This is a genomic window from Halobacterium wangiae, from assembly GCF_021249345.1.
GTDB lineage: Archaea > Halobacteriota > Halobacteria > Halobacteriales > Halobacteriaceae > Halobacterium > Halobacterium wangiae.
In genome coordinates this window covers 24,088-48,063 of record NZ_CP089588.1, presented here as the reverse complement: position 1 = coordinate 48,063, position 23,976 = coordinate 24,088, and the positions used below count along the sequence as shown (strand labels likewise).

Here is a 23,976-nt window from a genome sequence, read left to right as displayed (position 1 = left end):
AGCCAGTAGTACGCAGGTGACGGCGCCATGATGCGGCGCGCACTCGGTCGCGTCGTCGACTTCGTCACCGAGCACAACGTCCTCGTCGTCGTCCTCGCCCTCGTCGTGTCGGCCGGCGTCGTGGCCGGCATCTCCCACCTCCAGACGGAGAGCGAGGCCGCCGGGGACACGACCGGCGACACGGAAGTCGCACAGAAACAGCAGTACATCCAGACGCACTACGGCGACCAGGCAGTGGACGACGGTCCGACCACACGGGTCGTCTACGTCCGCGACGAGGACGGCAACGTCCTCTCGAAGGCCGCGCTCCTCGAAGCGTTGCGCTTCCAGCGCGACGCCCTCGCGGACGACGCAGTCGCGTCGGTCACGGCCGACGAGCGCCCCACCGTCGGCGTCGCGAACTACGTCGCGACGGCCGCGGCCGGCGACCGGTCGGCGTCCCTCGACGAGCAGATCGCGGCGCTCGAAGCGACCGACAGAGAGGAACTCCGCGCGCTCGTCGAGCGCACGCTCACCGCGGACTCGCCGGCGCTCCAGTTGCTCCCGAACGAGTACGAACCCGGCACGGCGGAAGCCGAGAGTAGCAGGATGGTGTTCCGGTTCGCGGGGAGCACGGACACCGAGGGGACTCCGTTCACCGACGCACAGCGCGTGCTCTACGAGCAGGCGGCCGACCGATCCAACCCCGAGTTCTTCACCCTCGGCGAGCACGCCCAGAACGTCTACAACGACCAGGCGATGGAGAACGTAACGACGCTCATCCTCCCCGTCGCGCTCGCGGTCATCCTCGCCGTGCTCGCGTTCGCCTACCGCGACCTCGTCGACATCCTCGTCGGGTTCACCGGCGTCGTCCTCTCCGTCCTCTGGATGTTCGGCATCCTCGGCTGGCTCGGCGTCTCGGCCGGCAGCACGTTCGTCATCGGCCCCGTCCTCATCGTCGGGCTGAGCGTCGACTACGGCCTCCACGTCTTCATGCGGTACCGCGAAGAGCGAGGCGACGGCGAGGACATCCGCGAACCCATGACGCGATCGCTGTCGTCCGTCGCCGTCGCGCTCGGACTCGTCACGGTGACCACAGCAATCGGCTTCCTCTCGAACGCCGCCAACGACGTCACCGTCGTCCGGAACCTCGCGGTCGGCATCACGCTCGGCGTCGTCTCAGCGTTCGTCCTCTTCGTCACGTTCGTCCCCGCGCTGAAGGTGACCATCGACCGCCTGCTCGAACGAATCGGCCTCGACCGCCGGAAACAGCCACTCGGGAAGTCCGGCGCGCTCGAGTCCCTGCTCGCCAGCGGCGCCACGCTCGCGCGCCGCGCCGCCCCCGTCGTCATCGTCGTCGCGGTCGTGCTCGGCAGCGTCGGCGCGGTCGCGTGGACGCAACTCGACAAGCAAGCCTACCAGTCCCAGACCGACGAGGCCGCCGACTGGAAGCAGAACCTCCCCGAGCCTCTGGCCTGGGAGGTCCCCGAACCGCGGACCAACTACGACTACGTCGCGGCCCACTACCGGAGCGTCGACGAGTCCGACAGGGTAGTCTCCTACCTCCTGGTAGAGGGTGAAGTGACCGACGACGCCGCGCTCGCCTCGCTCCAGACCGCCAAGTCCGACCTCGCGGACTCCGAGGCGGTGTTCTCGCGCGGCGACGGCGTCCCCTACCAGTCCCCCGTCTCGGTGATGCAGTCGGTCGCCGCGCAGGACGACGAGTTCGCCGGCGTCCTCGCGGACGCCGACACGGACGGCGACGGCGTCCCCGACCGGAACGTCGACGCGGTCTACGACGCACTGTACGCCACCGCACCCGACGCGGCGAGTCGCGTCGTCGAACGGCGAGACGGCGAGTACCAGTCGCTCCGCGTCATCGTCCCCATCGACGCCACGGCGACCGCAGACACCCGGAACGACGCCATGCGCGCCGCCGAATCGGTCGTCGACGAGAGCGACGGCGTCTCCGCCACGGCCGTCGGCAGAGCCACCGTCACCACCGCCGAACTCGCTCAGATCGCGTCCAGCATCCTCCGGACGCTCGTCGTCGCGCTCGTCGCCGTCTCCGCGCTCCTCGTCGTGATCTACCGCGTCTCCGAGGGGAGCGCGACGCTCGGCGCCGTGACCGCGTTCCCCGTCGCACTCGTCACGGCGCTCGTCATCGGCGGCATGTACGTCCTGAACGTCCCCCTGACGCTGCTCACCGCGCTCCTACTGAGTCTCGTCGTCGGTCTCGGCATCGACTACAGCATCCACGTCACCGACCGGTTCGTCCACGAACTCCGGGCGGGCAAGGACACCACGCCGGCGCTCCGCGAAGCCCTCACCGGAACCGGCGGTGCGCTCCTCGGGAGCACGCTCACGTCCACCGGCGCGTTCTCCGCGCTCCTGCTCCACCCGCACCCGCAGTTCCAGAGCTTCGGGACGCTCGTCGTGCTGGCGCTTGGCCTCTCGTTCGTCGTGAGCGTCGTCGTCCTCCCGAGCCTGCTGTACGAGTGGAGCAAGCGCGTGCGCGACGCCCCAGCCGGGAGTGCGTAACTCGCGGTGCTCGGACCCGTCAGGCGGTGGCACACGCGGTGCGAGACGAAACCGTTATTTGTACACCCAAGCTACGGAGGAGTGACGCGCTCCGTTGGTGTAGTCCGGCCAATCATCTTGCCCTCTCACGGCAAGGACCAGGGTTCGAATCCCTGACGGAGCACTCTTCTGCGGGAGGTCCACGGGACAGTCACGACTCACCACTCGTCCAGAAATCACGACGCTTAACACGCCTACTCGGCAACGAAGCGCCATGGCGAACGACACACCGGCCTACGAGTTCAAGGAGCGGGACATCTACATCCTCCGCGAACTCGCGACGGACCCCAGCATCTCCTCCCGCGACCTCGCGGAGATCCTGGAGGCCGACTACGACATCGACGTCTCGTACGTCACCGTCAACGAGTCCATCCGGAACATGCGCGAGTCCGGCGTCTTCCGGGAGGCGATCGTGCCCAATGAGGAGTACTTCGTCTTCGAACTGTTCGAGTTCAAGTTCAACCCCGAGTACTTCGCCGAGGAGTGGCGGGGGACGATGGAGCACATCCGCGACGACGAACACACGCTGCTGTACTTCCTCTCGGACGGCGAGTACCAGTGGAAGTCCATCATGCTGTTCCCAACGCGCGAACACGGCGAGCGGTGGCTCCACGAGTTCTACAAACACCACGGCAAGACCGTACTGAACGTCCGGACGTCGGTGATGACGAACGTCCTGGAGTTCGGCGCGAGCCCCGAACTGTTCGACAACCTCGACCCGGAGAACAACCGGAAATTCTAGCGGGCGCCCTCGCCGTCAGTCTTCGACGGGAAGCGACCCGTGCTCGGACTCGAACTGCTCGACGAGCGCCTTCTTGTCGAACTTCCCGGTGGTCGTCTTCGGCACCGCCTCGACGAACTCGAAGCGGTCGGGCAGCCACCACTTCGGGAACTGCTCGAGGAGGTGGGCCCGGAGGTCCTCGACGGTGACGCCGTCGGCCGTGACGACGTGCGCGACGGGACGCTCCTGCCACTTCTCGTGTGGCACACCGATGACGGTCGCCTCCTCGACGCCGTCGTGGCCGATGAGTTCGTTCTCCAGTTCGATCGAGGAGATCCACTCGCCGCCGCTCTTGATGACGTCGTCGAGGCGGTCGACGACGTCGAGGTAGCCGTACTCGTCGAGCGTAGCGACGTCGCCGCTGCGGAACCAGCCGTCGTCGCTGAACGACGCCTCAGTCGCCTCCGGACGCTCGTAGTACTCCCCCGCGAGCCACGGCGCTCGCGCGTGGACCTCACCGGGACTCTCACCGTCGTGGGGGACGGGTTCGTCGTCCTCGTCGCGGAGCCGAATCTTCACGCCCGGCGCCGGCACGCCCGCCTTCATGCGGAGGCGGTCCTGCTCGGACTCGGGCAGTTCCTGGACCTCCGTCGTCATCAGCGTGTTCGCGAGGTGCGGTGATGCCTCGGTCATCCCGTACCCCTGGCCGATAGGTGCCTCGTACACCTCGTCGAACTTCCGGATGAGCGACTCGGGGGGTGAGCTACCGCCGATGAGCACGTCCTGAAGGCTGTCGAGGACCTCCGGCCCCATGTCGTCGGACGCCTCGATGATGCGGTCGACCTCCATCCAGACGGTGGGGACGGCGGCCGCGATTGTGACGTCCTCCTCCTGGATGATGGGGATGAGTTCGTCCGGGTCGGTGTGCTGACCCGGGAGCACGATCTTCGCGCCCGTGAACGTCGTCGTGTAGGGGAACCCCCAGCCGTTGACGTGGAACATCGGCACCACCGGCATCACCACGTCGGACTCGCTGACGGCGAAGACGTCGACGTGGCTATGCATCATCGTGTGCAGGAACTGGCCGCGGTGGGTGTACTGCACGCCCTTCGGGAGTCCGGTCGTCCCGGACGTGTAGCAGAGCGCACTCTCGCGTTCCTCGTCCATCTCGGGCCATTCGTAGTCTGTGTCGTAGCCCGCGATGAACGACTCGTAGTCTGTCACCGGTTCGAGGGACGTCTCGGGCACGTCGCTCTCGTCACCGAGAACGACGTACTGCTCGACGGTGTCGAGGTCGTCCGCGATGGCTTCGAGGTTGTCGACGAACTGCGGGTCGACGAACATCAGCCGGTCTTCGGCCTCGTTGATTATCTCGACGAGGTGGTGCTCCGGGAGCCGGTGGTTCACCATGTGGATGCTGCGCGCGCTACACGACGGCCCGAAGTAGAGTTCGTAGTGGCGGAAGTGGTTGACCGCCATCACGCCCGAACGGTCGCCCGGTTCCATCCCGTAGTCGTCGAGGGCGTGGGCGAGCCGGCTGATGCGCTCGTAGGCGTCGCCGTACGTGTAGCGGTGCGTGCTGCCGTCCGGGAGCGCGGTGACGATCTCCTTGTGGTCGAAGAGGTCGTTCGCGCGCTCCAGGAACTTCGTGATCGTCAGTTCGTAGTCCATCGTCACGCTGTCTCACCCCGCGGACGGAACCGGTAGAACACCCGGTGCTGGTCGGTCGGGCCGTCGATGTCGACGACTTCGAGTTCCACCGGGTCGCCGATGGAGAGGTCGTCGTACTCCGCACCGTCGATACGCGCCGACAGTCGGACGTCGACGCCGTCGAGGTCGACGACGCCCGTGACGAACGGCACGTCGTCGGTCATCCCGAGCGGGCCGCTCCCGCGCACCGTCGAGAATGCGTACAGCGTCCCCTCGTGGGGGAGGGAGACGTACTCTACGTCGTCGCTCGTGCACTCCGGGCAGACGACCCGCGGCGGGAAGTGCGTCGCCCCGCAGTCCTCGCACTGGGTCGTCGAGAGCGACCCCTCGCGGAGTCGGTCGTAGAACTCGTGGATGCGCGTGTGGTCGGCGTCCTGCAGGTCGTAGAAGTCCAGCAGGCGCGGGAGTTCGATGCTGTCGGGAATCGAGACGGAGCGACGCGGCGAGCCGTTGCTGTCACCCGCCGACTCGCCGCCGTCCGGTCGCGTGTCGGTCTCGTCGTGTGTGTCGGTCATCGTGGGTCCCTCGCGAGTGTCATGACGCTGTGGACGGAGCCGCTCCCGCTGAGGTTGTGGATGAGCCCCGTCTCCGGGCTGTCGGGCACCTGTCGTGCGGACTCGACTTCGCCCGCGAACTGCTTGTACACTTCGAGCGCCTGTGAGACGCCGGTCGCGCCCAGCGGGTGGCCACAGCCCAGCAGGCCGCCCCGCGGGTTGACGGCGATGTCGCCGTCGAGTTCGCTGCGGCCGTCCTCGACGAACTGGCCGCCCTCACCCTTCTCCACCCAGCCGAGGTCCTCGTACTCGATGATCTCGCTGATAGAGAAGCAGTCGTGGATCTCCGCGACGTCCAGTTCCTTTACGGGGTCGTCGATGCCGGCCTGGTCGTAGGCCTCCTCGGCGGCCACCGTGGCCTGGGGCCACGCCGAGAACGACGGGAGGTTGTTGATGGAGTTGGCCGCCATGCAGGACTGGCCGCTGCCCGTGACGTAGGCCGCGGTGTCCGTGAGTTCGCGGGCCTTCTCCTCGCTGACGAGCAGGAGGCCGGCGGCGCCGTCCGTGATGCCGCTGCAGTCGAACAGACACAGCGGCGGCGCGATGGGGTACGAGTCCAGGACGTCGTCGACGTCCACTTCCTGCTGGAACTGCGCGTAGGGGTTGTTCGCGGCGTGGTTCTTGTTCTTCACGCTCACCTTCGCGAGCTGTTCGCGGGTCGTCCCGTACTCATGCATGTGCCGCTGGGCGAACATCGAGAAGAACGACGGGGCGTTGAGGCCGTTCACGCCGTCGAACTCCCGGTCGAGCACGTTGGTCATGCTCGCCTGCATCTCCTCGACGTGGCCGTCGCCGAGGTGCATCTTCTCGACGCCGAGTACGAGCGCGACGTCGAGTTGCCCCGCGGCGATTGCGAGCCACGCGTACCGCAGCGCGGCCTGCCCGCTCGCGCACGCCAGTTCGGTCCGCGAGATCATCTTCGTGACGTCGATGCCCAGCAGTTCCGCCGCGAGCGGCGCGACGTGACTCTGGAACGCGAAGCGTTCGGGCTGGACCGCGCCGACGAACAGGCCCTCGACGTCCTCGGGGCCGAGGCCGTCGACGTCGTCGAAGGCTGCCTTCCCCGCCTCCTGAGCGAGGTCCTTCCAGGTGGCCGCCCGCTCGCCCCAGTCCGCGTGTCCACCGCCGACGATTGCTGCGTTCCGGGTCATCACTCGAACTCCGGTTCGCGGTCGTCCCTGAAGGCTGTGACGCCCTCGACCATGTCGTCGGTCGTCGTCAGGAGGCCGAAGCCCTGGCTCTCGGCGTCGAGGCCGGCCTGCAGGCTCGTGTCCTGGCCGTCGTCGATGACGCGCTTGGCGACCTTCAGTGCCGTCGACGGGCCGTCGGCGAGGTCGGCGACGAACTCCGCGACGGTCTCCTCGAACTCCTCGTCCGGGACCGCCCGGTTGAGGAGCCCCCAGTCGTGGGCGCGCTCGGCGGAGATCTGCTCTCCGCGGAAGACGAGTTCCTTCGCGCGGCCCTCCCCGACGATGCGGGTCAGGCGCTGGGTACCGCCGCCGCCCGGGATGAGCCCGAGGTTGATCTCCGGGGAGCCGAACGTCGAGTTCTCGGTGGCGACCCGGAGGTCGCAGGCGAGTGCGATCTCGAAGCCCGCGCCGAGACAGAAGCCGTCGATGGCCGCGACCGTCGGTCGCTCGAACGTGTCGATGGCGACGATGGTCTCGTCGACTTCCATCAGGTCGGTCGGCGACGCGGTCATGAAGCCGGTGATGTCCGCCCCGGAACTGAACGCGTCGTCGCCGGCGCCAGAGAAGACGACACACGACACCTCGTCGGTGTCGGCGTTCTCGAGGGCGGCCTCGACCTCCCCGAACATCGTCTCGGAGAACGCGTTGAGCCGTTCGGGGCGGTCGAACTCTATCTCGAGGACGCCGCGGTCGTCGATGGTCCTGTTGATGTACTGGTAGGGGCCGTCACCGCGGTAGTCGTGGAAACCTTTGCCCGCGTCGACGCCCGTCCGCCCGTCGTCGACGAGTTCGACGAGGTGGTCGGCCGGTTCGAAGCGCTCGGCGCCGGTCTCGTCGTGGAGCGTGCGTAGTCTCTCGAGGACCGCGTCGAGTCCGATCTGGTCGCCGAGTCGGCAGACGCCCTCCGGGAACCGCGCGCCGAGGCGGCTCCCGAGGTCGATGTCGTCGGGCGTCGCCACGTCGTCGCCGACGAGACGCGCCGCCTCGTTGACCATCCGGGCCTCGACGCGGAGCGTGTCGAAGCCCTCGCCATCGCCGGGTTCGTAGTCGGGGCCGTCGGCCTCCCAGTCGTAGAAGCCCCGGCCGGTCTTCTTCCCGAGATTCTCGTTCTCCACCTTCTCGGCGATGGTCGGCGGGGAGTCGAGGTGGGTGTCCTCGCGGAAGTGGTAGGCGATGTCGATGCCCGTGTAGTCGGCGAGCTCGAACGGCCCCATCGGGTAGCCGCGCCTGTACACCATCGCGGCGTCGGCCTGCTGGACCGTGGTGTCGCCGTCCGAGAGCATCCACGCAGCCTCCTCCATGAACGGCAGCATGACGTTGTTCACGATGAAGCCGTGGACGTCGCGTCTGACGTCGATGGCGCGCTTCCCGAGGTCGTCGACGAACTCGTGGACGGTGTCGAGGGTCGCGTCGCTCGTCTGCTCGCCGTGGACGACCTCCACGAGGTCCATCTTCACGGGCGGGTTGAAGAAGTGCGTGCCCACCACCTGCTCGGGACGGTCCGTCGCCGCGCCGATGGCGGTGATGCTGAGTCCGGACGTGTTCGACGCCAGAATGGCGTGGTCCGGCGCGTGTTCGTCGACTTCCGCGAACGTCTGCTTCTTCAGGTCGAGGTCCTCGGGAATCGCCTCGACGACGAGGTCCGCGGACTCGACGGACGTCGCGAGGTCGGTTTCGCCACGCATCCGGGCGCGTACGTCCTCGGCCGATTCGTCGATTTTGCCCTTCTCCGCGAGTTTGCCGAGGCTCCACTCGACCTCCTCGAGTCCGTCCTCGACCAGTTCCGGTTCCAGGTCCCGAAGCACCACCTCGTAGCCAGCGATGGCGGCGATCTCGGCGATGCCGTGGCCCATGCTCCCCGCACCGAGCACGGCCACGGTCTCTGTGTCACGTTCTACCATCGTCTAGAATAAAGTTAACAGCGATACTTAAACTGTTGGTTACTCTGTTTACCAAAAGGGGCTGTTAGCTTAACTAATGATTCGATTCGGCGGTGGCTGTCGGACAGAACAGACGTCCGTTTCCGGCGGTCGACCAGTCGTGGCCGGAGCGAACTGCCCGGTCCGTGACGGCTACTTCGACGGACCGCGTCTAGACGTTACTCGATGGGGAACTTGAGTTCGGCGGCGTTCCCCGTCTGGGGGTAGACGAGTTGCTGCTCGCCGTCCCACCACTGCGCGCTCGCGGCGGACAACTGGCCCTCCTCGGGCATCCCGTACTCGTCGAACCCGAAGTCGCCGATGACGGTGTTGAACTCGTTGTCGTCGAGTGCGGACCGGACTGCCTCGGGTTCGACGTCCGAGGAGTTCGCGAGGGCCTGTTCGGCCGTCTGGACCAGGTTGTAGCCGACGCCGACCATGACCCGGGGCGTGCCGTCGTCGTAGTTCTCGCCGTAGGACTCGAGCAGTTCCTCGTTGCCGTTCCCCGTCATGCCCGGCGCCCACCCCGGACACATCGTCACGTAGTTGCCGGCCTCGCCGAGGGCCGACCACCACGCCTGCGGGTCCGAGGCGCGTACGAACTCGATGAAATCGGGCGTGTAGCCGCTGTTGTTGAGCTGGTTCATCGCGGTGATGCCGTCCGGTGGCTGGGGGCACGCGACGAGCGCCTCGACGCCGGCGCTCTCGGCCTGCGAGATGAGCGTCGAGAAGTCCTGGTTGCCGGAGTTGTACGTCTCTCGCATCCCAACGTCGTAGCCGGCCTCCGAGAGCTTCGTGTCCCAGGCTTCGGCCATCTCGCTCCCCCACCCGGAGTTCTCCTCCCAGATGCCGACGGTCTGAGGGCGGTCCTCCTCGGGGATCAGCTCCAGCATTCCGGTCGTCGCCCTCGTCACGTCCCGCGTCTTCGGGAACGGCGTGTACGTCCACTCCTTCGAGCCGTCCATCAGCGGTTGCTGGTAGCACGTCGCCACGGCGAGGAACGGCAGTCCCTCGTTCTCCGCGACGGCGCTCCCAGCCATCACGAGCGGGCTGGAGAAGCTCCCCCAGATCATCTGGACGTCGTTGTTGCTGAGCGTCTCCTGGAGGACCTGGCGGAGCCGCGTCGGGTCGCTCTCGTCGTCCTTCACGACGAGTTCGAGCTCCCGGTCGTCGATGCCGCCGTTCTCGTTGATCAGGTCGACGCCGAGTTCGTAGCCGCGCAGCATCTCGTTGCCGACGGACGACAGCCGACCAGTCTCGGGCACTGCTGCAGCGACGGTTATCGTCCCCGAGTCGCCACCACCGCCACCGAACGCGGTACAGCCTGAGAGCCCCGTTAGGCCGAGTGTCCCAGCCGTGGCCGCAGCTTTCAGGTACGACCGCCGACTCGTGTCATTGTCAAACGTACGCATACAACCACTTCACTCGAACACGTTGTTAAAATTTGCCGTTTATTGCGACGGTTTGTAAGTGAATACTGTGTAGACGGTTACCAACACCGAGCACGTGGTGGCAATTTCGTACACAGGTGATTCCCTCTGTGGGGTGGCGCACTGTCGGCGTGCGTTCCACGACACGGCTACTTCGAGTCGTCTCTGATCACTGCGGTCTACCCGGAAGTATAAATCTGAAAGTATACATCGAAAACTGGTAATTCTGCAGAGCGGCGGGTGTCGTGGCCTTCGCGAGGGGGAGTCAGCCAGAACGGAAATACAGCCCCGACAAAGGCGCAGAGGTAGGTTTTTATCTCTTCAGGCGATCTAATCTGCCGGCTTCGTGACTGATCCTCGTCCTCGAGCTCTCGTTCCTATCATCCAGCACTCGAAGGCCTAAACCACTGGAATACGCAGGTTTCTTTCCAGATCGAGGGTGAAGGTGATGGCGTCGACACGTGGCCAATCCCAGCGTCCAAAACAGTTATTTTTCTTAGTTGAAAGACGAGTTCTCTCTTTCACGATACAAACTTAGGCCCGGGTCGAGGACCCTGCGCCGCTCAGCCGACCCGGTACACCGCGAGTTTCACGCCGTAGGGTTGGCGCACCCCGGTCGCGACGAAGACGCTCTCCGAGAGCCATTCGAGATCTGGGTCGGCCGTCTCGAACTCCGGCACCGACCGGAAGTAGACGTCCTCGGGGTCGACCGCTTCGCCGTCGCGGAGTCGCCTGCTGTCCGCGGGGTCCGTGACGCGGATGCCCCGGTTCTCCACGTACACTCGGGAGCCCGCGTCCGTCTCGAAGGCGTACTTCGCCACCAGTTCGGTCGGTCGCTCTTCCCGGAACAACTGGTAGTCTGCACCGCCCGGGAGGACGTGGCCGTCGACCCGGCCGGAGACCGTGCCGTCGGTGATCTGAATGATCCGTCGCTCACCGTCCCCCGTCTCGCCAACGACGATGGGTTCGGCCACTTCGATGTCGAGGTCGAGGACGTGTTCGAGCGACGGTGTCAGGTGTTCGTTCTCGTGTTCGTCGATAGTCCCGGCCATACCTCCCGTATCCGCGCCGTTCAGTAAATAGCTGGTGCCGGGGTTCGAGAGCGTCGAGACGGACACCGTGCCGACGAACCGCCACGCGCGCTAACGCCGAGGACGGCGTCGTTTCCCGACGTCTGGGCTCGTGACGTACGCTTTTGTAGCCTCGCCCGAAAGGGCGGGTATGACCATCGTCGCAGCGGTCGACGGCGAGCAGATTCCAGACAGGGTCGCGGAGGTCGGCGCCGACCTGGCGAGCCAGTACGGGGAAGAACTCGTGGTCGTCCACGTGATGGCACAGGAGACGTACGAGACGCGCGCCGACGACGGGTCGTCGGGCGACTTCAGTTTCCCGTCGGGGACCGAGTACGGCCAGTCCGCCGCCGAGACGTCGTACTCCATCGACCAGGCACAGCGGGACGCCCGGGGCGTCGCACGTGACGTCACCGAGCAGTCCGTCGACGACCTCCCCGAGGCAGTGACGTACGTCGGGCGCGTCGGTGAAGCCGTCCAGGAGGTACTCGACATCGCGGACGAACGGGCCCCCACCTTCCTCGTCGTCGGCGGCCGCAAGCGCACGCCGGTGGGGAAGGCGGTCTTCGGCAGCGCGACCCAGTCCTTCCTCCTCAACGCCGACGTCCCCGTGGTCACTGTGATGACCGAGGAGTGAACGAACATCACTACCGTTGACCGGTAGAGATAAACCCGGTCTCGGTCCAATGTGTGTGCAATGGGAACGGATACCGTAGACGGCTTCGCGGCCGCGCTCTCCACGGCCGACGTCGACTGCACGCGCACGACGGCCGCCGACTTCGAGGCGGTCCTCGACGACGTGGTCGACGCTCCCGCCGTCGGCACACCGCTGGGCATCGACGGCGTCTCACTCGACGACACGATCGTCGAACTCCCGCCGACGCCGCGACTGCTCGACGAGGCCGAAACCGGCGTCACGCGCGTCCACGCCGGCATCGTCGAGTACGGGACGTTCGTCGTCCAGGCCGACGAGGCCGGCACCGAACCCGTGAGTCTCTACCCGCGTACGCACGTCGGCGTCGTCCGTGCTAGCGACCTCTACGAGGACGTGCGCTCGGTGGCCTCGTGGCTCGGCGACGAGTTCGCGGCGGGCCGGGACTCCGCTGTCCTCGCGACGGGTGCGAGCGCCACGGCGGACATGGGGGAACTCGTCACCGGCGTCCACGGGCCACAGACCGTCCACGCCGTCGTCCTCACCGACCGATGAGCCGGCGACAGAAGGCCGACCGCATCCGACACCTCCTGGCGACCGAGGGCGACGCCGTCTTCGAGAACACCACACACGTCAACGCGGGGCGCCTGGAGGCGAACTCCCACCGCGACGACATCGAGGAACTCCGGAGCGAGGCCCGGCGCATCAAGGAGGACGCCATCGAGCGCCTCCCGGAACTCGTCGAGACCGTCCGGGAGAGCGTCGAGGCGAACGGTGGCACCGTCTACGTCGCCGACGACGCGGCGGACGCGAACCGGTACATCACCGACGTGGTCGAGGACCGGGGCGCCGACGCCGTCGCGAAGTCGAAGTCGATGACCAGCGAGGAGATAGACGTCAACGAGGCGCTCGAGGCGGTCGGCGTCGAGGTCTGCGAGACGGACCTCGGCGAGTTCGTTATCCAGGTCGCCGACGAGGCCCCATCCCACCTCGTCGGGCCGGCGTTCCACAAGTCAACCGGGGAGATCGCGACCCTGTTCAACGAGCAGTTCGACCCCGACGTCCCCCTGGAGACGGCGACGGACCTGACGCAGTTCGCGCGCGACCACGTGGGCGAGCAGATTCGTGACGCGGACGTGGGGATGACTGGCGCGAACTTCGTGTTCGCCGACTCCGGTACCATCGCGCTCGTGACGAACGAGGGCAACGCCCGCAAGTGCGCGGTGACGCCGGACACGCACGTCGCCGTCGCGGGCGTCGAGAAGCTAATCCCGAGCGTCGCGGAGTTCCCCCCGTTCGCGGAACTCATCGCGCGCGCCGCCGGCGGACAGGACATCGCCACCTACCTGTCCTTGCTCTCCCCGCCGGTGGACTCGCCGGTCGTGGACTTCGAGAAGCCCGACGAACCGCTGGACGGCGCGACCGACAACCGCGAGTTCCACCTCGTCCTCCTCGACAACGGCCGGACGGAGATGCGCGAGGACGAAGACCTCCGCGAGACGCTGTACTGTATCCGGTGTGGCGCGTGTGCGAACTCGTGTGCGAACTTCCAGCACGTCGGCGGACACGCCTTCGGCGGCGAGACGTACACCGGCGGCATCGCCACCGGTTGGGAGGCCGGCGTCCACGGCATGGACCGCGCCGCGGAGTTCAACGACCTCTGTACTGGCTGTTCGCGCTGCGTGAACGCCTGTCCCGTGAAGATCGACATCCCGTGGATCAACACGGTCGTCCGAGACCGCCTGAACCGCGGCACAGACCAGGAGTTCGACTGGCTGGTCGAAGGTCTGACGCCTGACGCGGACCCCGGCGGCGTCGACGTCCAGAAGCGCCTGTTCGGGAACTTCGGGACGCTCGCGCGACTCGGGAGCGCGACTGCACCGGTCTCGAACTGGCTGGCCGACTGGGGACCGAGTCGTGCCTTCTTGGACCGGGTGGCTGGCGTCGACCGGCGCCGCGACCTCCCGGAGTTCCAGCGTGAGACGCTCCGCGACTGGTTCGCGTCGCGCGAACCGCTGGACACCGCGGGCGACGCCGACCGCGAGGTCGTGCTCTACCCGGACGCGTACACGAACTACGTGCTCGTTGACCGCGGGAAGGCCGCCGTCAGAACCCTCGAAGCGCTCGGCGTCGACGTCGCCGTGGCGTCGTGCCACGAGAGCGGACGCGCGCCGCTCTCCCAGGGGATGATCGCGACGGCACGCCGGAACGCCCGCCGCGTCGCGGACAGCCTCGACCCGTACCTCGACGACGGCCGCGACGTCGTGGTCGTCGAACCGTCGGACCTAGCGGCGTTCCGCGACGAGTACGAACGGCTCCTCCCGGCGAACCGCGCCGAGCGCCTCGCCGAGCACAGCTACGAGGTGCTCGAGTACGTCTACGGACTCCTGGAGAACGGCGCTGACGCCGACGCGCTCGCGGGCGGCGGCGACGTCGCGTACCACAGCCACTGCCAGCAGCGCACGCTCGGTCTGGACGTGTACACGGAGGCGGTCCTCGAGCGAGTGGGCTACGACGTGGTGACCTCGGACGTGGAGTGTTGCGGGATGGCGGGCAGTTTCGGCTACAAGTCCCAGTACTACGAACTCGCCGTGGACGTCGGCGGGACGCTGCGCGACCAGTTCGAGGCCGAGGAGACGGCCGACCGCGAAGTCGTAGCCAGCGGGGCGTCCTGCCAGGAGCAACTCGCCGGACTGCTCGCCCGCGGCAACCGGCACCCGGTGGAACTGCTGGCGCCCGAGTGAGTAGCTAGCCACCGGCCGTGCAGCACCACCTGGGTTCCTGTTCGGTCGGTGACCGCTTCGAACACGCAATACACGTACTGACTGAAACGGCCGTACAGACCATTGCAGGCTTGCCAATCGGGAAAATTTTTTATACGGCTACTACCTCAACTTCACTGTGACACACCACCACAGTGAGCGTGGGATGCAGACGCAGGGGGACACCGGGGTGAGGCGCCTGACGGCGGTGTCCGCTGGAACTGACCGAGGCGAGTGGCCGACAGCACCCTCCTTTTGCTCCCCGAACCAGGCAGATGACTGAACGCACCCTCGACGGACACGTCTCGATATCCAACCTCGAGAAGGTGTACGACGACGGCGCGGAACGCACGGTCGCGGTCGAGGACCTCTCCTTCGACATCGAGGGCGGCGAGTTCGCCAGCATCGTGGGGCCCAGTGGCTGCGGGAAGAGTACGCTGCTGTACCTCGTCGCGGGCTTCCTCGAGGAGACATCCGGCACCATCGAGGTAGACGGCACCCCCATCGACGGCCCCGGAACCGACCGGGGCGTCGTCTTCCAGGATTACGCACTGTTCCCGTGGCGGACCGTCATGGAGAACGTCACCTACGGGCTCGAGGAACAGGGAGTCCCGAAGGAGGAGCGCCGCTCGACCGCCCAGAAGTACATCGACATGATGGACCTCAGCGGCTTCGAGGACAACTACCCCAAGGAGCTCTCCGGCGGGATGAAACAGCGGGTCGGTCTCGCGCGCACCCTCGCGTACGAGCCGAAGATCCTGTTGATGGACGAGCCGTTCGGCGCGCTCGACCAGCCGCTCCGCGAGGCGCTCCAGGACCAGCTCATCGACATCTGGGGTGACCTGGACAAGACGGTCGTCTTCGTGACCCACGACGTCGAGGAGGCCGTCTACCTCTCCGACCGGGTGATGGTGATGACCCGCCACCCCGGGACGAAGAAGACGGTGACCGACGTCGACCTCGACCGCTCGCAGTCCCGCGAGGAGATCATCACCAGCGACGAGTTCAACGAGACGAAGAACACCGTCTGGAAGTCCCTCCGGGAGGAGACACAACCCGAGGTGCAACGGTAGCCGTGAGCAACGTGACCGTCCGGTCGTTCGACGCCGTCCCCGCACCCGTCCAGCGTGCGGGGCAGTTCGTCTTCGACTGGATTCCGCTCGTCATCCTCACGCTCCTCTGGGAGTACGCGAGCGGGACGGCGGTGCCAGCAGCTATCCTGCCGTCGCCGACCATCGTCGCGGGAGAGATACAGAACCTCGTCGCCAGCGGCGACGTGTTCTCCCACCTCTCGACGTCGCTGACGCGCATCGGCGTCGGTCTGGCGTTGGCCATCGCGATCGGCGTGCTGCTCGGCATCGGGATGGCCAGACTCGACCCCGTCGAGAACTTCTTCGAGGTGTTGCTCGCCCTCACGTACCCGATTCCGAAGACCGCGCTCGTGCCGCTGGCCATCCTCTGGCTCGGCGTCGGCACCGAGACGGCCGTGCTCATCGTGTTCCTGGCCTGTCTACTGCCGATCGTGTTGAACGCGTACAACGCGGCGGAGAACGTCGACAAGAACCTGGTGTGGGCGGCGAAGATGATGGGGACCGACGGCAGACGGCTATTCTGGAAGGTCGTCATCCCCGCGACCATCCCAGAGATACTCACCGGCATCCGGCAGGCGATTCCAATCGCGTTCATCGCGCTGGTGAGCGCCGAACTCATCGCCTCGGACATGGGCATCGGCTACCTCATCCTGACGGCCGGTCAGGTCGGCAACTACTCGGTGATGTTCGCGAACATCGTGATCATCTCCGCGATCGCGTACTTCGCCGTGCGTGGCTTCGAGATCCTCCGTGAACGGGTGTTAGCATGGGCGTGAGCACCGACCAGTTCGACGGCTCCTCGGTCGTCAATATCGCGAAGTCGGTGTACTCGCTGGTCATCATCCTCGTGCTCTGGGAGGTCGTCACCCAGATGGGGTACATCCACTACTACTTCCTGCCGCCGCTGTCGGACGTCCTCACCCGATTCGTCGACCTGACGGCGTCCGGCGAGATGCTCGAGAACGCCTACCTGACGCTGAAACGGGCGTTCCTCGGACTCGCCATCGCCTCCATCCTCGGCGTGGCCGTCGGCGTCCTCAGCGCGCGCAACGACGTCGTCGACTGGTTCTTCGACCCGATCATCAAGATCGGCTACCCGGTACCCATCATCGCGCTCATCCCGGTGTTCATGCTGTGGTTCGGCATCGGCGACACGTCGAAGATCATCATGGTCGCGGTCGGCACGTTCTGGCCGGTCGCGGTGAACGCCCGTGACGCCGCCAGACAGGTCGAGAAGAACCTCGTCTGGGCAGCGCGGATGATGGGGACGAGCGACTGGAACCTGGTGCGGCGGGTCATCCTGCCGGCGGCGGCACCCGGCATCATGACCGGCCTCCAGATCGCGCTCCCGCTGTCGCTCATCATCACGTTCGTCTTCGAGATGATCGCCGGCGGCGGCGGCCTCGGTGCCCTCGAGATCGAGGGCGTCCGGTCGTTCCAATCGACGCAGACGTACGCCGCCATCATCGCTATCATGCTGGTCGGCCTCGGCCTCGACCGCCTGCTCCGGCTCGCCCGGAGCCGCCTCCTGCGCTGGACGTAGGCGGCCGCAGTCTTCGCTTTGTTCTCTTCGGCGCGGAGTTGACGACGACAGTGCAACCCTCGGGTCCGGAGGGTGTCACCGAGAACCGCGAGAGTAGTCGCTACGAGGCGACGGTAACCGCGAAAAAGCGACCGAGACAGCGTTCCCGATTCAGTTGATCGACGGGACGTAGTCGTTGGTCGCGTACTCCGTGACGTCGAAGGACTCCTCGAGGAAGCCGAGTTCGACCAGTTCGTCCATCGTGGCCTGCAGGCGGTCCATGTCGATGGTGATGTCCTTGCGGAAGTAGTCGTTGTTGTTGAGGAAGAACCCGTCGACGACCTGCTCCGGGAGTTCGAAGTGCTCGGCGGCGAGCGACACGACCTCGGGGCGGTTGTCGTAGCAGTACTGGACGAGTTCAGCGAGGTCCTCGCCCCACAGTTCGATGGCGTCGGACTTGTTGTCCAGTGAGTTCTTCGACGCGACGGTGTACGCGAACGGGTACTGTTCGTCCCAGAGGTCCTGGCTGGAGACGACGTCCGTGAAGCCCTCCGCGCGGGCCGCGACGGCGAAGATCGCCGGGAAGATGCCGGCGTGGACGCGGCCGTCGTTGATCGCCGACGCGATGGACGGGAACGGGAGTTCGACGACTTCGACGTCGTTCTCCGGGTCGAGGCCCGCCTGGATGAGTGCCTTGTTGACGACGGCGTGCACGCCGGTCCCCTTGGAGTTCACGGCGACCTTCTTCCCCTCAAGGTCCTCTGGGTTGCTGACGCCGGTGTCGGAACCGGCGAAGATGGTGAACCCGTACCACTCGGGGTGTGCGTCCCAGAAGTCCGTGGAGATCATCGAGATGTTGCCGGGGACGGCCTCCTCGCTGACTGCCGACCCGTAGCTCACCGACGAGAGCAGCGCGAGGTCGAGTTCTCCGGCCGCCATCGAGTTCAGTGAGTCCGGCGTGCTCGAGTTCCGGGAGACGCTGAGTTCGTACTCCTCGCCGACGTTCGATAGTTCGTCGCGGAGCTCCTGGATGTCGAACAGGGAACCGAGGTTCTCAACCGGAACGGTGAACGCGAGGCTGAGGTCGGAGACGCCGCCGCCCCCGCCGCCGAGACACCCCGCTACTCCCGTGAGTCCGACTGCCGCGGCTGCTGTACCTGACTTTAGAAACGTGCGTCTGCTGGTGCTTCTATGGGCCATCGTACCATGGAGCACGCTGGACTCACAAAAAGATACCTGTATATAATTTTCTTGCCAAAAATCGGGCGAAGTGCCCTGAATGAGGGTTTCAGGCCCTCTACTCTCCTTTCACGTACACAGTGCCGTCCTCGACGACGACGTCGTACTTCGGGATGGCGTACCGGTCGTCGCCGATGTGTTCGCCCGTCTCGACGTCGAAGGACCACCCGTGCCAGGGACAGGAGATGATCTGCTGGTCGTCGTCGTAGTGCTGCTCGACGCGCTCCCCCGACCCACCCCACTCGCCGACGAGGCGGGGTTCGACTTCTCCTTTGCAGACCGGGCCGCCGTCGTGCGGGCACTGGTTGCGGAGGGCGTGGAACTCGCCATTGGCCTTGATAACGCCGACCTCCACGCGTCCGACCTGGACGAGTTCCGCGTCGCCGTCCTCGAACTCCGCTGCCGGTCCGACCTCCACGCGGTTCTCGGCGCTCATAGGCCGAACGCCTCCACGGCGTTCCGTCCGAGGATGTTCTTCCGGTCCTCGTCGTCGAGCATCGGCAGGTCCGTGATGATGCTCGGACTGTCGAAGTCCCAGTGCGGGTAGTCCGAGGCGTACAGCAGGTTCTCGGTGCCGACCATGTCGAAGCAGATCTCCAGAAGGTCCGGGCGTGCGGACACCTCTAGTGGCTGGGTGCCGAAGTAGAAGTCCGTGATGTAGTCTCCCGGCTTCTTCTCCAGCAGCGGGGCCTCCTCGGAGCGTTTGAGGTACTCCTCGTTGATGCGACAGACCAGCCCTGGGATGTACGTGACGCCGGACTCCATGAACACGATGTCGAGGTCCGGGAACTTCTCGGGGACGCCCTGGCAGGCGACGCTGACTATCTGGGACATGTTCGCCTCCAGGAACCCGAGCGTGTGGGTCTCGATCATGTCCTGGTAGCCGGCGCGCACGTAGTCGTCGAGGCCCGACCCACCCGTGTGGTAGACGACCGGGTAGTCCATCTCCTCGCAGCGTTCGTAGATTGGGTCGTACTTCCGGTTGCCCAGCGGCGGACTCGCGCCCGCCGTGACCATCACGACGCCGACGAACGCTTCCTCGTCCTCCACGCGGTCGAGGATGTCCATCGAGGCGTCGATGTCGTGATACGGCATCGGTGCGAGGCCGTAGATGCCCTCGTCGGGGTCGAGTACCTCCTCCAGCATGTACTCGATGTACCCCTTCACGAACGCCTCGACGCGGCGGTCGTCGGCCGAGATGCCGCCCATCGCCAGGATGAGGTGCGAAATCTGGAGCGTCTTGTCGATGTCCAGGTGGTCCATCCCCTCGAGGACGTCGGCCTTCGTGTCCCCGCCGTCCGGGTACTCGGAGAACTCGCGTTCGATCTTCCCGTAGTTGAACCGGTTGCCGGTCGAGGCCGGAAAGAACGCCGAGAGGTTCTGCCGGACGCCGGTGTCGCCGAACCCGCTCTTCGGGAACTTCGTCTTCCAGGGTTCGGGCATGTACGGCGCCACCTGCGTGAACGTGTCCGCGTAGTGCCAGTCGCAGTCGACGACGAGATGGTCCGCCGGGTCTATCATCGACCCATCACCGTCGTGGTAACTCCCACCATGCACGGAGAGTAGGCGAGTGCTCTCATAAGCTTTTACTCGGACCGCCGGCGACCGGTCCCGACGCGGACGAAGCGACTCCGGGACCGCACGGGGCGTCGCCGTACCGGCCACCACCCACGAATTTATTTACCCACCTCTCCTTGCGATAGTCGTCGAATGAGCGAAAACGTTCCAACCGAACACCCAGCCAACGCTGCCGTCAGCGCTGGCGACCCACGGTTCCTCTCCCAGGACGACCTCTCGGTGGACACCCACCAGATCGTCGCCCCGGACGGAACCTACGACGCGGCGGACGTCCCCGACCTGGACGCCGAGCAGTTCCAGGACCTCTACCGGTGGATGTTGACCGACCGCGTGTTCAGCAGACGTATGGTGAGCATCCAGCGCCGCGGTGAACTCGGTACGTTCGGGTCGACCCGGGGCCAGGAGGCGAGCATCATCGGGAGCGCCTACACGCTCCAGCCAGACGACTGGCTCTACGTCGGGCGCGCGTGGACGCCGATGTTCATGCGCGGCGTCCCGATGAAGGACATGATACTGTTCTGGCGCGGCATCGAGGAGGGCCAGCAGTCGTTCGCCGAACACAACTGCCAGATAGCCATCTCCATCGGCTCCCACCTCCCTCTCGTCGCCGGTCTGGCGTGGGGCATGGACCTCAGCGGCGACGACGCCATCGCCACGGCGTACCTCGGCGACGGCGCTACGTCGACGGGGGCCGCCCACGAGGCCATCAACTTCGCGGGGGCGCTCGGCGTCCCAGCGCTGTTCTACTGCCAGAACAACCAGTACGCCATCTCGCTGTCCGCGGACCAGCAGACGGCCGCGAACACGCTCGCACAGAAGGCCCTGGCCTACGGCATGGACGCCATCCGCGTCGACGGCCAGGACGTCCTGGCGGTGTACGACGCCGTCACCGAGGCCCGCGAGCGGGTCCGGAACGGCGAACCGGTGTTCGTCGAGTCCGTCACGTACCGCATGGACGCCCACACGACCAGTGACGACCCGACCCGCTACCGCAGCGACGAGGAGGTCGTGGCCTGGGAGGCGGTCGACCCGCTGGAGCGCTACCGCGAGTTCCTCGAGTCCGAGGGGCTCTGGGCGGACATCGACCACGACGGCATCGTCGAGGAGATCGAGGCCGAGTTCGACGCGGCACTCGAGGAGGCGAACGCGTTCGCCGAGCGGGGCATCGAGGAGATATTCGCGCACGTCTACGCGGAGCTGCCGCCGGAGCTCCAGCGCCAGTTCGAGGAGTTCAGCGACCTCCTCGAGCGCCGCCCCGAGATGTACGACCACATCGAGCAGCGACCCAAGGGGTGACCATGCAGGCAACTATCGTAGAAGCAGTCAACGACGCATTGCACACGGAGATGGCTGCCGACGACGACGTCGTCGTCTTCGGCGAGGACGTCGCGGCCAGCGGTGGCGTGTTCCGCGCGACCGACGAACTGCTCGAGGAGTTCGGCGGCGACCGCGTGGTCGACACGCCGCTGTCGGAGATCGCCATCGTCGGCGCCGCGACGGGGCTGGCGATGTACGGCTACCGGCCGGTCGCCGAGATACAGTTCTCGGGGTTCCTGCCACCGGCCTTCGACCAGCTGGTGACGAACGCGAGCCGCGTCCGCTGGCGGACCCGCGGCGCGCTCACCGCGCCGATGGTCGTCCGGATGCCGTACGGCGCCGGTGTGCGCGCACTGGAACACCACTCCGAGAGCATGGAGGGCGCGTACGCCCACATCCCGGGGCTGAAGGTCGTCGCACCGAGCACCCCCCACGACACGAAGGGGCTGTTGCTCGCGTCCATCCGCGACCCCGACCCCGTGCTGTTCATGGAGCCCAAACGCATCTACCGGTCGTTCCGCGAGGAGGTCCCCGAGGAGGACTACGAGGTGCCCCTCGGCGAAGCCACCGTGCGCCGCGAAGGCTCGGACGTCACCGTCGTCTCCTGGGGGTCGATGATGCCGCCGACCCTGGAGGCGGCCGACGAGGCCGACGCGGACGTCGAAGTCGTCGACCTCCGCACCATCTCGCCGATGGACGCGGAGACGGTCGTCGAGTCCGTGAAGAAGACCGGGCGAGCGGTCGTCGTCCACGAGGGACCGCGCAGCCACGGTGTCGGTGGCGACATCGTCGCGCGCATCAACGACGAGGCGCTGATGTACCTGGAGGCGCCCGTCGAGCGCGTCACGGGCTTCGACACCCCCGTCCCGCTGCTGTCGATGGAGGACTACTACTTCCCCCACCCGCCGCGCATCCTCGACGCCATCGAGGACGCGATGTCGGTGTAGTTCCCCCGCGGACCTCTCTGTACTTCTCCTCTCGTCACCGAACCTACCAGTTAGCCTACGGCTACGGAAATACTGAAAGGGGCGGCCAACTCGCTAGGTGTATGGCCGACCAGCAGTTCGAGCTACCAGACCTGGGTGAAGGTATCGCGGAGGGCGAACTCGTCTCGTGGTTCGTCTCCGTCGGCGAAGAGGTCACGGCCGACCAGACCATCGCCGAAGTGGAGACGGACAAGGCGCTCGTGGAGGTGCCGTCGCCGTACGACGGCACAGTGTCGGAACTCCACGCCGAGGAGGGCGAGATGGTCGACGTCGACTCCGTCATCGTCACCTTCGACGTCCCCGACGCGGCCGCCGACGCGTCGGCGGCATCGTCCACGGACGACACCGAGGAGACAGTCGAATCGGCGACCGAATCCGTCGGTGACGACAGCGGGGCGGCGGCAGAGGACGTCCCGGGCGACACTCCCGGCCCGTCCACCGAGCGCGTGTTTGCCGCGCCGAGCACCCGGACGCTAGCCCGCGAACTCGGCGTCGATCTCGCCTCCGTCCAGGGGAGCGGAGAGGGGGGCCGGGTGACCGCCGCCGACGTGCGTGCCGTGTCAGATGCTGGCGGCACGGTGGACGCGGACGCCGGAGCGACTGCGACGGGGACAGACGCCGAGACCGCCCCTGCGTCAGCGGCCACGCAGGGTGGCACCGAGCGTTCCTCGGGGTCGTCCCGGCAGGAACCCGTGCTCGTGGAGAGTGAGGGTGCAGCGCGCGACCGCACGCTCGCGATGCCGGCGACGCGCCAGCTAGCGCGGGAGGCGGGCGTGGACATCAACGACGTACCAGCCAGCGAGGAACGGAACGGCGAGGCGTTCGTCACGCCCGAGGACGTCCGTGCGTACGTCGAATCCAGCGGTACTGAGGCCCCGGAGGAGGGGAGCGCGCCAGCCCAAGGGGCTGCCGGTGGGGCAGCCAGCGGCCCGACGTCCGGGGAGCGGGTCCCGTACACCGGCATCCGGCGGACCATCGGCGAGCAGATGGCCCAGTCGAAGTACACTGCCCCGCACGTCGCCCACCACGACGAGTTCGACGCCAGCGACCTGGTCGAGGTGCGGGCGGAACTCTCGGAGGCGGCCGAACAGGAGGGGGTGAACCTCACCTACCTCCCGTTCGTCGTGAAGGCGGTCACACGCGCGCTCCAGGAGTTCCCGTTCCTCAACTCCAGTCTCGACGAGGCGGCCGGGGAGATCGTGCTCCACGACGAGTACAACATCGGCATCGCGGTGGCGACGGACGCGGGCCTGATGGTGCCCGTCGTGAAACACGCCGACCGGAAGGGGTTAGTCGAACTCGCCAGGGAGATAGACGACCTCGCCACCCGCGCCCGCAATCGCGAACTCGCCCGCGAGGAGATGCAGGGCGGGACGTTCACCATCACGAACATTGGCGTCATCGGCGGCGAGTTCTCCTCGCCCATCATCAACCACCCCGAGGCGGCCATCCTGGCGATGGGGCCGATCGCGAAGCGGCCGTGGGTCGTCGACGACCAGGTCGTCCCCCGGGAGACGATGCGCCTCTCGATGTCCGTCGACCACCGCCTCGTCGACGGCGCGGACGCCGCCCAGTTCACCAACCGCGTGCAGGAACTGCTCGGTCGGCCCGCCCGTCTGCTGCTCTGAGAGCGCGCTCTCTCGGACGGGAACGCTGGCCGAAACACGTGGACTTTT

20 protein-coding genes and 1 tRNA gene are annotated in these 23,976 nt (G+C 66.6%); 12 read left to right on the top strand and 9 right to left on the bottom strand.

Annotated features, from left to right (window positions below; all coding sequences use genetic code 11):
• Positions 1-27: 27 nt before the first annotated feature.
• The 3 genes from LT965_RS00210 (at position 28) to LT965_RS00200 (ending at position 3,301) form a co-directional block, all read left to right on the top strand.
• A complete protein-coding gene (locus LT965_RS00210) occupies positions 28-2,520 on the top strand; it encodes an efflux RND transporter permease subunit (RefSeq protein ID WP_232701999.1) in 2,493 nt (830 codons plus the stop codon).
• 88 nt (positions 2,521-2,608) lie between these two features.
• Positions 2,609-2,683 (top strand) — tRNA-Glu (locus tag LT965_RS00205).
• Positions 2,684-2,773: 90 nt separating this feature from the next.
• Positions 2,774-3,301 (top strand): winged helix-turn-helix domain-containing protein, encoded by a 528-nt coding sequence (locus LT965_RS00200; protein WP_232701998.1) that lies wholly within the window; start codon positions 2,774-2,776, stop codon positions 3,299-3,301.
• 15 nt (positions 3,302-3,316) lie between these two features.
• Here LT965_RS00200 and LT965_RS00195 read toward each other — a convergent pair whose 3' ends face one another.
• The 6 genes from LT965_RS00195 to LT965_RS00170 all read right to left on the bottom strand — a co-directional run bounded on the left by LT965_RS00195 (position 3,317) and on the right by LT965_RS00170 (position 11,135).
• The gene (locus LT965_RS00195; protein WP_232703601.1) at positions 3,317-4,951 is read right to left on the bottom strand and encodes a long-chain fatty acid--CoA ligase; all 1,635 of its coding nucleotides are present in this window, start codon (positions 4,949-4,951) and stop codon (positions 3,317-3,319) included.
• A gap of 2 nt (positions 4,952-4,953) precedes the next feature.
• Positions 4,954-5,505: a Zn-ribbon domain-containing OB-fold protein gene (locus tag LT965_RS00190; protein ID WP_232701997.1), complete on the bottom strand. Its 552-nt coding sequence runs from the start codon at positions 5,503-5,505 to the stop codon at positions 4,954-4,956.
• Positions 5,502-6,695, bottom strand: a complete 1,194-nt coding sequence (locus LT965_RS00185; protein WP_232701996.1) for a thiolase C-terminal domain-containing protein — start codon at positions 6,693-6,695, stop codon at positions 5,502-5,504. Before LT965_RS00185 ends, LT965_RS00190 begins: the two co-directional genes overlap by 4 nt.
• On the bottom strand, positions 6,695-8,635 hold the full coding sequence (locus LT965_RS00180; protein WP_232701995.1) for a 3-hydroxyacyl-CoA dehydrogenase/enoyl-CoA hydratase family protein: 1,941 nt from the start codon (positions 8,633-8,635) through the stop codon (positions 6,695-6,697). The genes LT965_RS00185 and LT965_RS00180 overlap by 1 nt, the downstream gene beginning before the upstream one ends.
• A 197-nt stretch (positions 8,636-8,832) precedes the next feature.
• Positions 8,833-10,065 carry an amino acid ABC transporter substrate-binding protein gene (locus tag LT965_RS00175; RefSeq protein ID WP_232701994.1) on the bottom strand — a complete coding sequence of 411 codons (1,233 nt, stop codon included), beginning with the start codon at positions 10,063-10,065 and terminating at the stop codon, positions 8,833-8,835.
• 581 nt (positions 10,066-10,646) lie between these two features.
• Positions 10,647-11,135, bottom strand: a complete 489-nt coding sequence (locus tag LT965_RS00170; RefSeq protein ID WP_232701993.1) for a DUF3237 domain-containing protein — start codon at positions 11,133-11,135, stop codon at positions 10,647-10,649.
• Between the two features lie 169 nt (positions 11,136-11,304).
• Between LT965_RS00170 and LT965_RS00165 the strand changes: the two genes are divergently transcribed.
• The 6 genes from LT965_RS00165 (at position 11,305) to LT965_RS00140 (ending at position 17,201) form a co-directional block, all read left to right on the top strand.
• A complete protein-coding gene (locus LT965_RS00165) occupies positions 11,305-11,790 on the top strand; it encodes a universal stress protein (protein ID WP_232701992.1) in 486 nt (161 codons plus the stop codon).
• 60 nt (positions 11,791-11,850) lie between these two features.
• On the top strand, positions 11,851-12,360 hold the full coding sequence (locus tag LT965_RS00160) for an LUD domain-containing protein (RefSeq protein ID WP_232701991.1): 510 nt from the start codon (positions 11,851-11,853) through the stop codon (positions 12,358-12,360).
• Positions 12,357-14,549 carry an LUD domain-containing protein gene (locus tag LT965_RS00155; protein WP_232701990.1) on the top strand — a complete coding sequence of 731 codons (2,193 nt, stop codon included), beginning with the start codon at positions 12,357-12,359 and terminating at the stop codon, positions 14,547-14,549. Before LT965_RS00160 ends, LT965_RS00155 begins: the two co-directional genes overlap by 4 nt.
• Before the next feature lie 293 nt (positions 14,550-14,842).
• Positions 14,843-15,640, top strand: coding sequence for an ABC transporter ATP-binding protein (locus LT965_RS00150; protein WP_232701989.1), 798 nt, complete (start codon positions 14,843-14,845; stop codon positions 15,638-15,640).
• Between the two features lie 2 nt (positions 15,641-15,642).
• Positions 15,643-16,434 (top strand): ABC transporter permease, encoded by a 792-nt coding sequence (locus LT965_RS00145; protein ID WP_232701988.1) that lies wholly within the window; start codon positions 15,643-15,645, stop codon positions 16,432-16,434.
• Complete coding sequence (locus LT965_RS00140) at positions 16,425-17,201, top strand: ABC transporter permease (protein WP_349292038.1); 777 nt, start codon at positions 16,425-16,427, stop codon at positions 17,199-17,201. Before LT965_RS00145 ends, LT965_RS00140 begins: the two co-directional genes overlap by 10 nt.
• 150 nt (positions 17,202-17,351) lie before the next feature.
• Here LT965_RS00140 and LT965_RS00135 read toward each other — a convergent pair whose 3' ends face one another.
• From LT965_RS00135 to LT965_RS00125, 3 genes are all read right to left on the bottom strand, one after another.
• The gene (locus tag LT965_RS00135; protein ID WP_232701986.1) at positions 17,352-18,380 is read right to left on the bottom strand and encodes an MqnA/MqnD/SBP family protein; all 1,029 of its coding nucleotides are present in this window, start codon (positions 18,378-18,380) and stop codon (positions 17,352-17,354) included.
• Between the two features lie 97 nt (positions 18,381-18,477).
• Positions 18,478-18,855, bottom strand: coding sequence for a Rieske (2Fe-2S) protein (locus tag LT965_RS00130; RefSeq protein ID WP_232701985.1), 378 nt, complete (start codon positions 18,853-18,855; stop codon positions 18,478-18,480).
• Complete coding sequence (locus LT965_RS00125) at positions 18,852-19,940, bottom strand: amidohydrolase family protein (RefSeq protein ID WP_232701984.1); 1,089 nt, start codon at positions 19,938-19,940, stop codon at positions 18,852-18,854. The genes LT965_RS00130 and LT965_RS00125 overlap by 4 nt, the downstream gene beginning before the upstream one ends.
• 189 nt (positions 19,941-20,129) lie before the next feature.
• Between LT965_RS00125 and LT965_RS00120 the strand changes: the two genes are divergently transcribed.
• From LT965_RS00120 to LT965_RS00110, 3 genes are all read left to right on the top strand, one after another.
• A complete protein-coding gene (locus LT965_RS00120; RefSeq protein ID WP_232701983.1) occupies positions 20,130-21,293 on the top strand; it encodes a thiamine pyrophosphate-dependent enzyme in 1,164 nt (387 codons plus the stop codon).
• Between the two features lie 2 nt (positions 21,294-21,295).
• Entirely contained in the window at positions 21,296-22,261 is a 966-nt protein-coding gene (locus tag LT965_RS00115) for an alpha-ketoacid dehydrogenase subunit beta (RefSeq protein WP_232701982.1), read from the top strand.
• Positions 22,262-22,362: 101 nt separating this feature from the next.
• Positions 22,363-23,928, top strand: coding sequence for a dihydrolipoamide acetyltransferase family protein (locus tag LT965_RS00110; protein ID WP_232701981.1), 1,566 nt, complete (start codon positions 22,363-22,365; stop codon positions 23,926-23,928).
• The last annotated feature ends 48 nt before the right edge of the window (positions 23,929-23,976 follow it).

Bases quoted from the DNA above. Each gene is read 5' to 3' on its own strand.
- LT965_RS00115 (WP_232701982.1), top strand. From the start codon at position 21,296: ATGCAGGCAACTATCGTAGAAGCAGTCAACGACGCATTGCACACGGAG.
- LT965_RS00180 (WP_232701995.1), bottom strand. From the start codon at position 8,635: ATGGTAGAACGTGACACAGAGACCGTGGCCGTGCTCGGTGCGGGGAGC.
- LT965_RS00185 (WP_232701996.1), bottom strand. From the start codon at position 6,695: ATGACCCGGAACGCAGCAATCGTCGGCGGTGGACACGCGGACTGGGGC.
- LT965_RS00200 (WP_232701998.1), top strand. From the start codon at position 2,774: ATGGCGAACGACACACCGGCCTACGAGTTCAAGGAGCGGGACATCTAC.
- LT965_RS00130 (WP_232701985.1), bottom strand. From the start codon at position 18,855: ATGAGCGCCGAGAACCGCGTGGAGGTCGGACCGGCAGCGGAGTTCGAG.
- LT965_RS00110 (WP_232701981.1), top strand. From the start codon at position 22,363: ATGGCCGACCAGCAGTTCGAGCTACCAGACCTGGGTGAAGGTATCGCG.
- LT965_RS00155 (WP_232701990.1), top strand. From the start codon at position 12,357: ATGAGCCGGCGACAGAAGGCCGACCGCATCCGACACCTCCTGGCGACC.
- LT965_RS00125 (WP_232701984.1), bottom strand. From the start codon at position 19,940: ATGATAGACCCGGCGGACCATCTCGTCGTCGACTGCGACTGGCACTAC.
- LT965_RS00210 (WP_232701999.1), top strand. From the start codon at position 28: ATGATGCGGCGCGCACTCGGTCGCGTCGTCGACTTCGTCACCGAGCAC.
- LT965_RS00195 (WP_232703601.1), bottom strand. From the start codon at position 4,951: ATGGACTACGAACTGACGATCACGAAGTTCCTGGAGCGCGCGAACGAC.
- LT965_RS00165 (WP_232701992.1), top strand. From the start codon at position 11,305: ATGACCATCGTCGCAGCGGTCGACGGCGAGCAGATTCCAGACAGGGTC.
- LT965_RS00175 (WP_232701994.1), bottom strand. From the start codon at position 10,065: ATGCGTACGTTTGACAATGACACGAGTCGGCGGTCGTACCTGAAAGCT.
- LT965_RS00150 (WP_232701989.1), top strand. From the start codon at position 14,843: ATGACTGAACGCACCCTCGACGGACACGTCTCGATATCCAACCTCGAG.
- LT965_RS00135 (WP_232701986.1), bottom strand. From the start codon at position 18,380: ATGGCCCATAGAAGCACCAGCAGACGCACGTTTCTAAAGTCAGGTACA.
- LT965_RS00190 (WP_232701997.1), bottom strand. From the start codon at position 5,505: ATGACCGACACACACGACGAGACCGACACGCGACCGGACGGCGGCGAG.
- LT965_RS00120 (WP_232701983.1), top strand. From the start codon at position 20,130: ATGAGCGAAAACGTTCCAACCGAACACCCAGCCAACGCTGCCGTCAGC.
- LT965_RS00160 (WP_232701991.1), top strand. From the start codon at position 11,851: ATGGGAACGGATACCGTAGACGGCTTCGCGGCCGCGCTCTCCACGGCC.
- LT965_RS00170 (WP_232701993.1), bottom strand. From the start codon at position 11,135: ATGGCCGGGACTATCGACGAACACGAGAACGAACACCTGACACCGTCG.
- LT965_RS00140 (WP_349292038.1), top strand. From the start codon at position 16,425: ATGGGCGTGAGCACCGACCAGTTCGACGGCTCCTCGGTCGTCAATATC.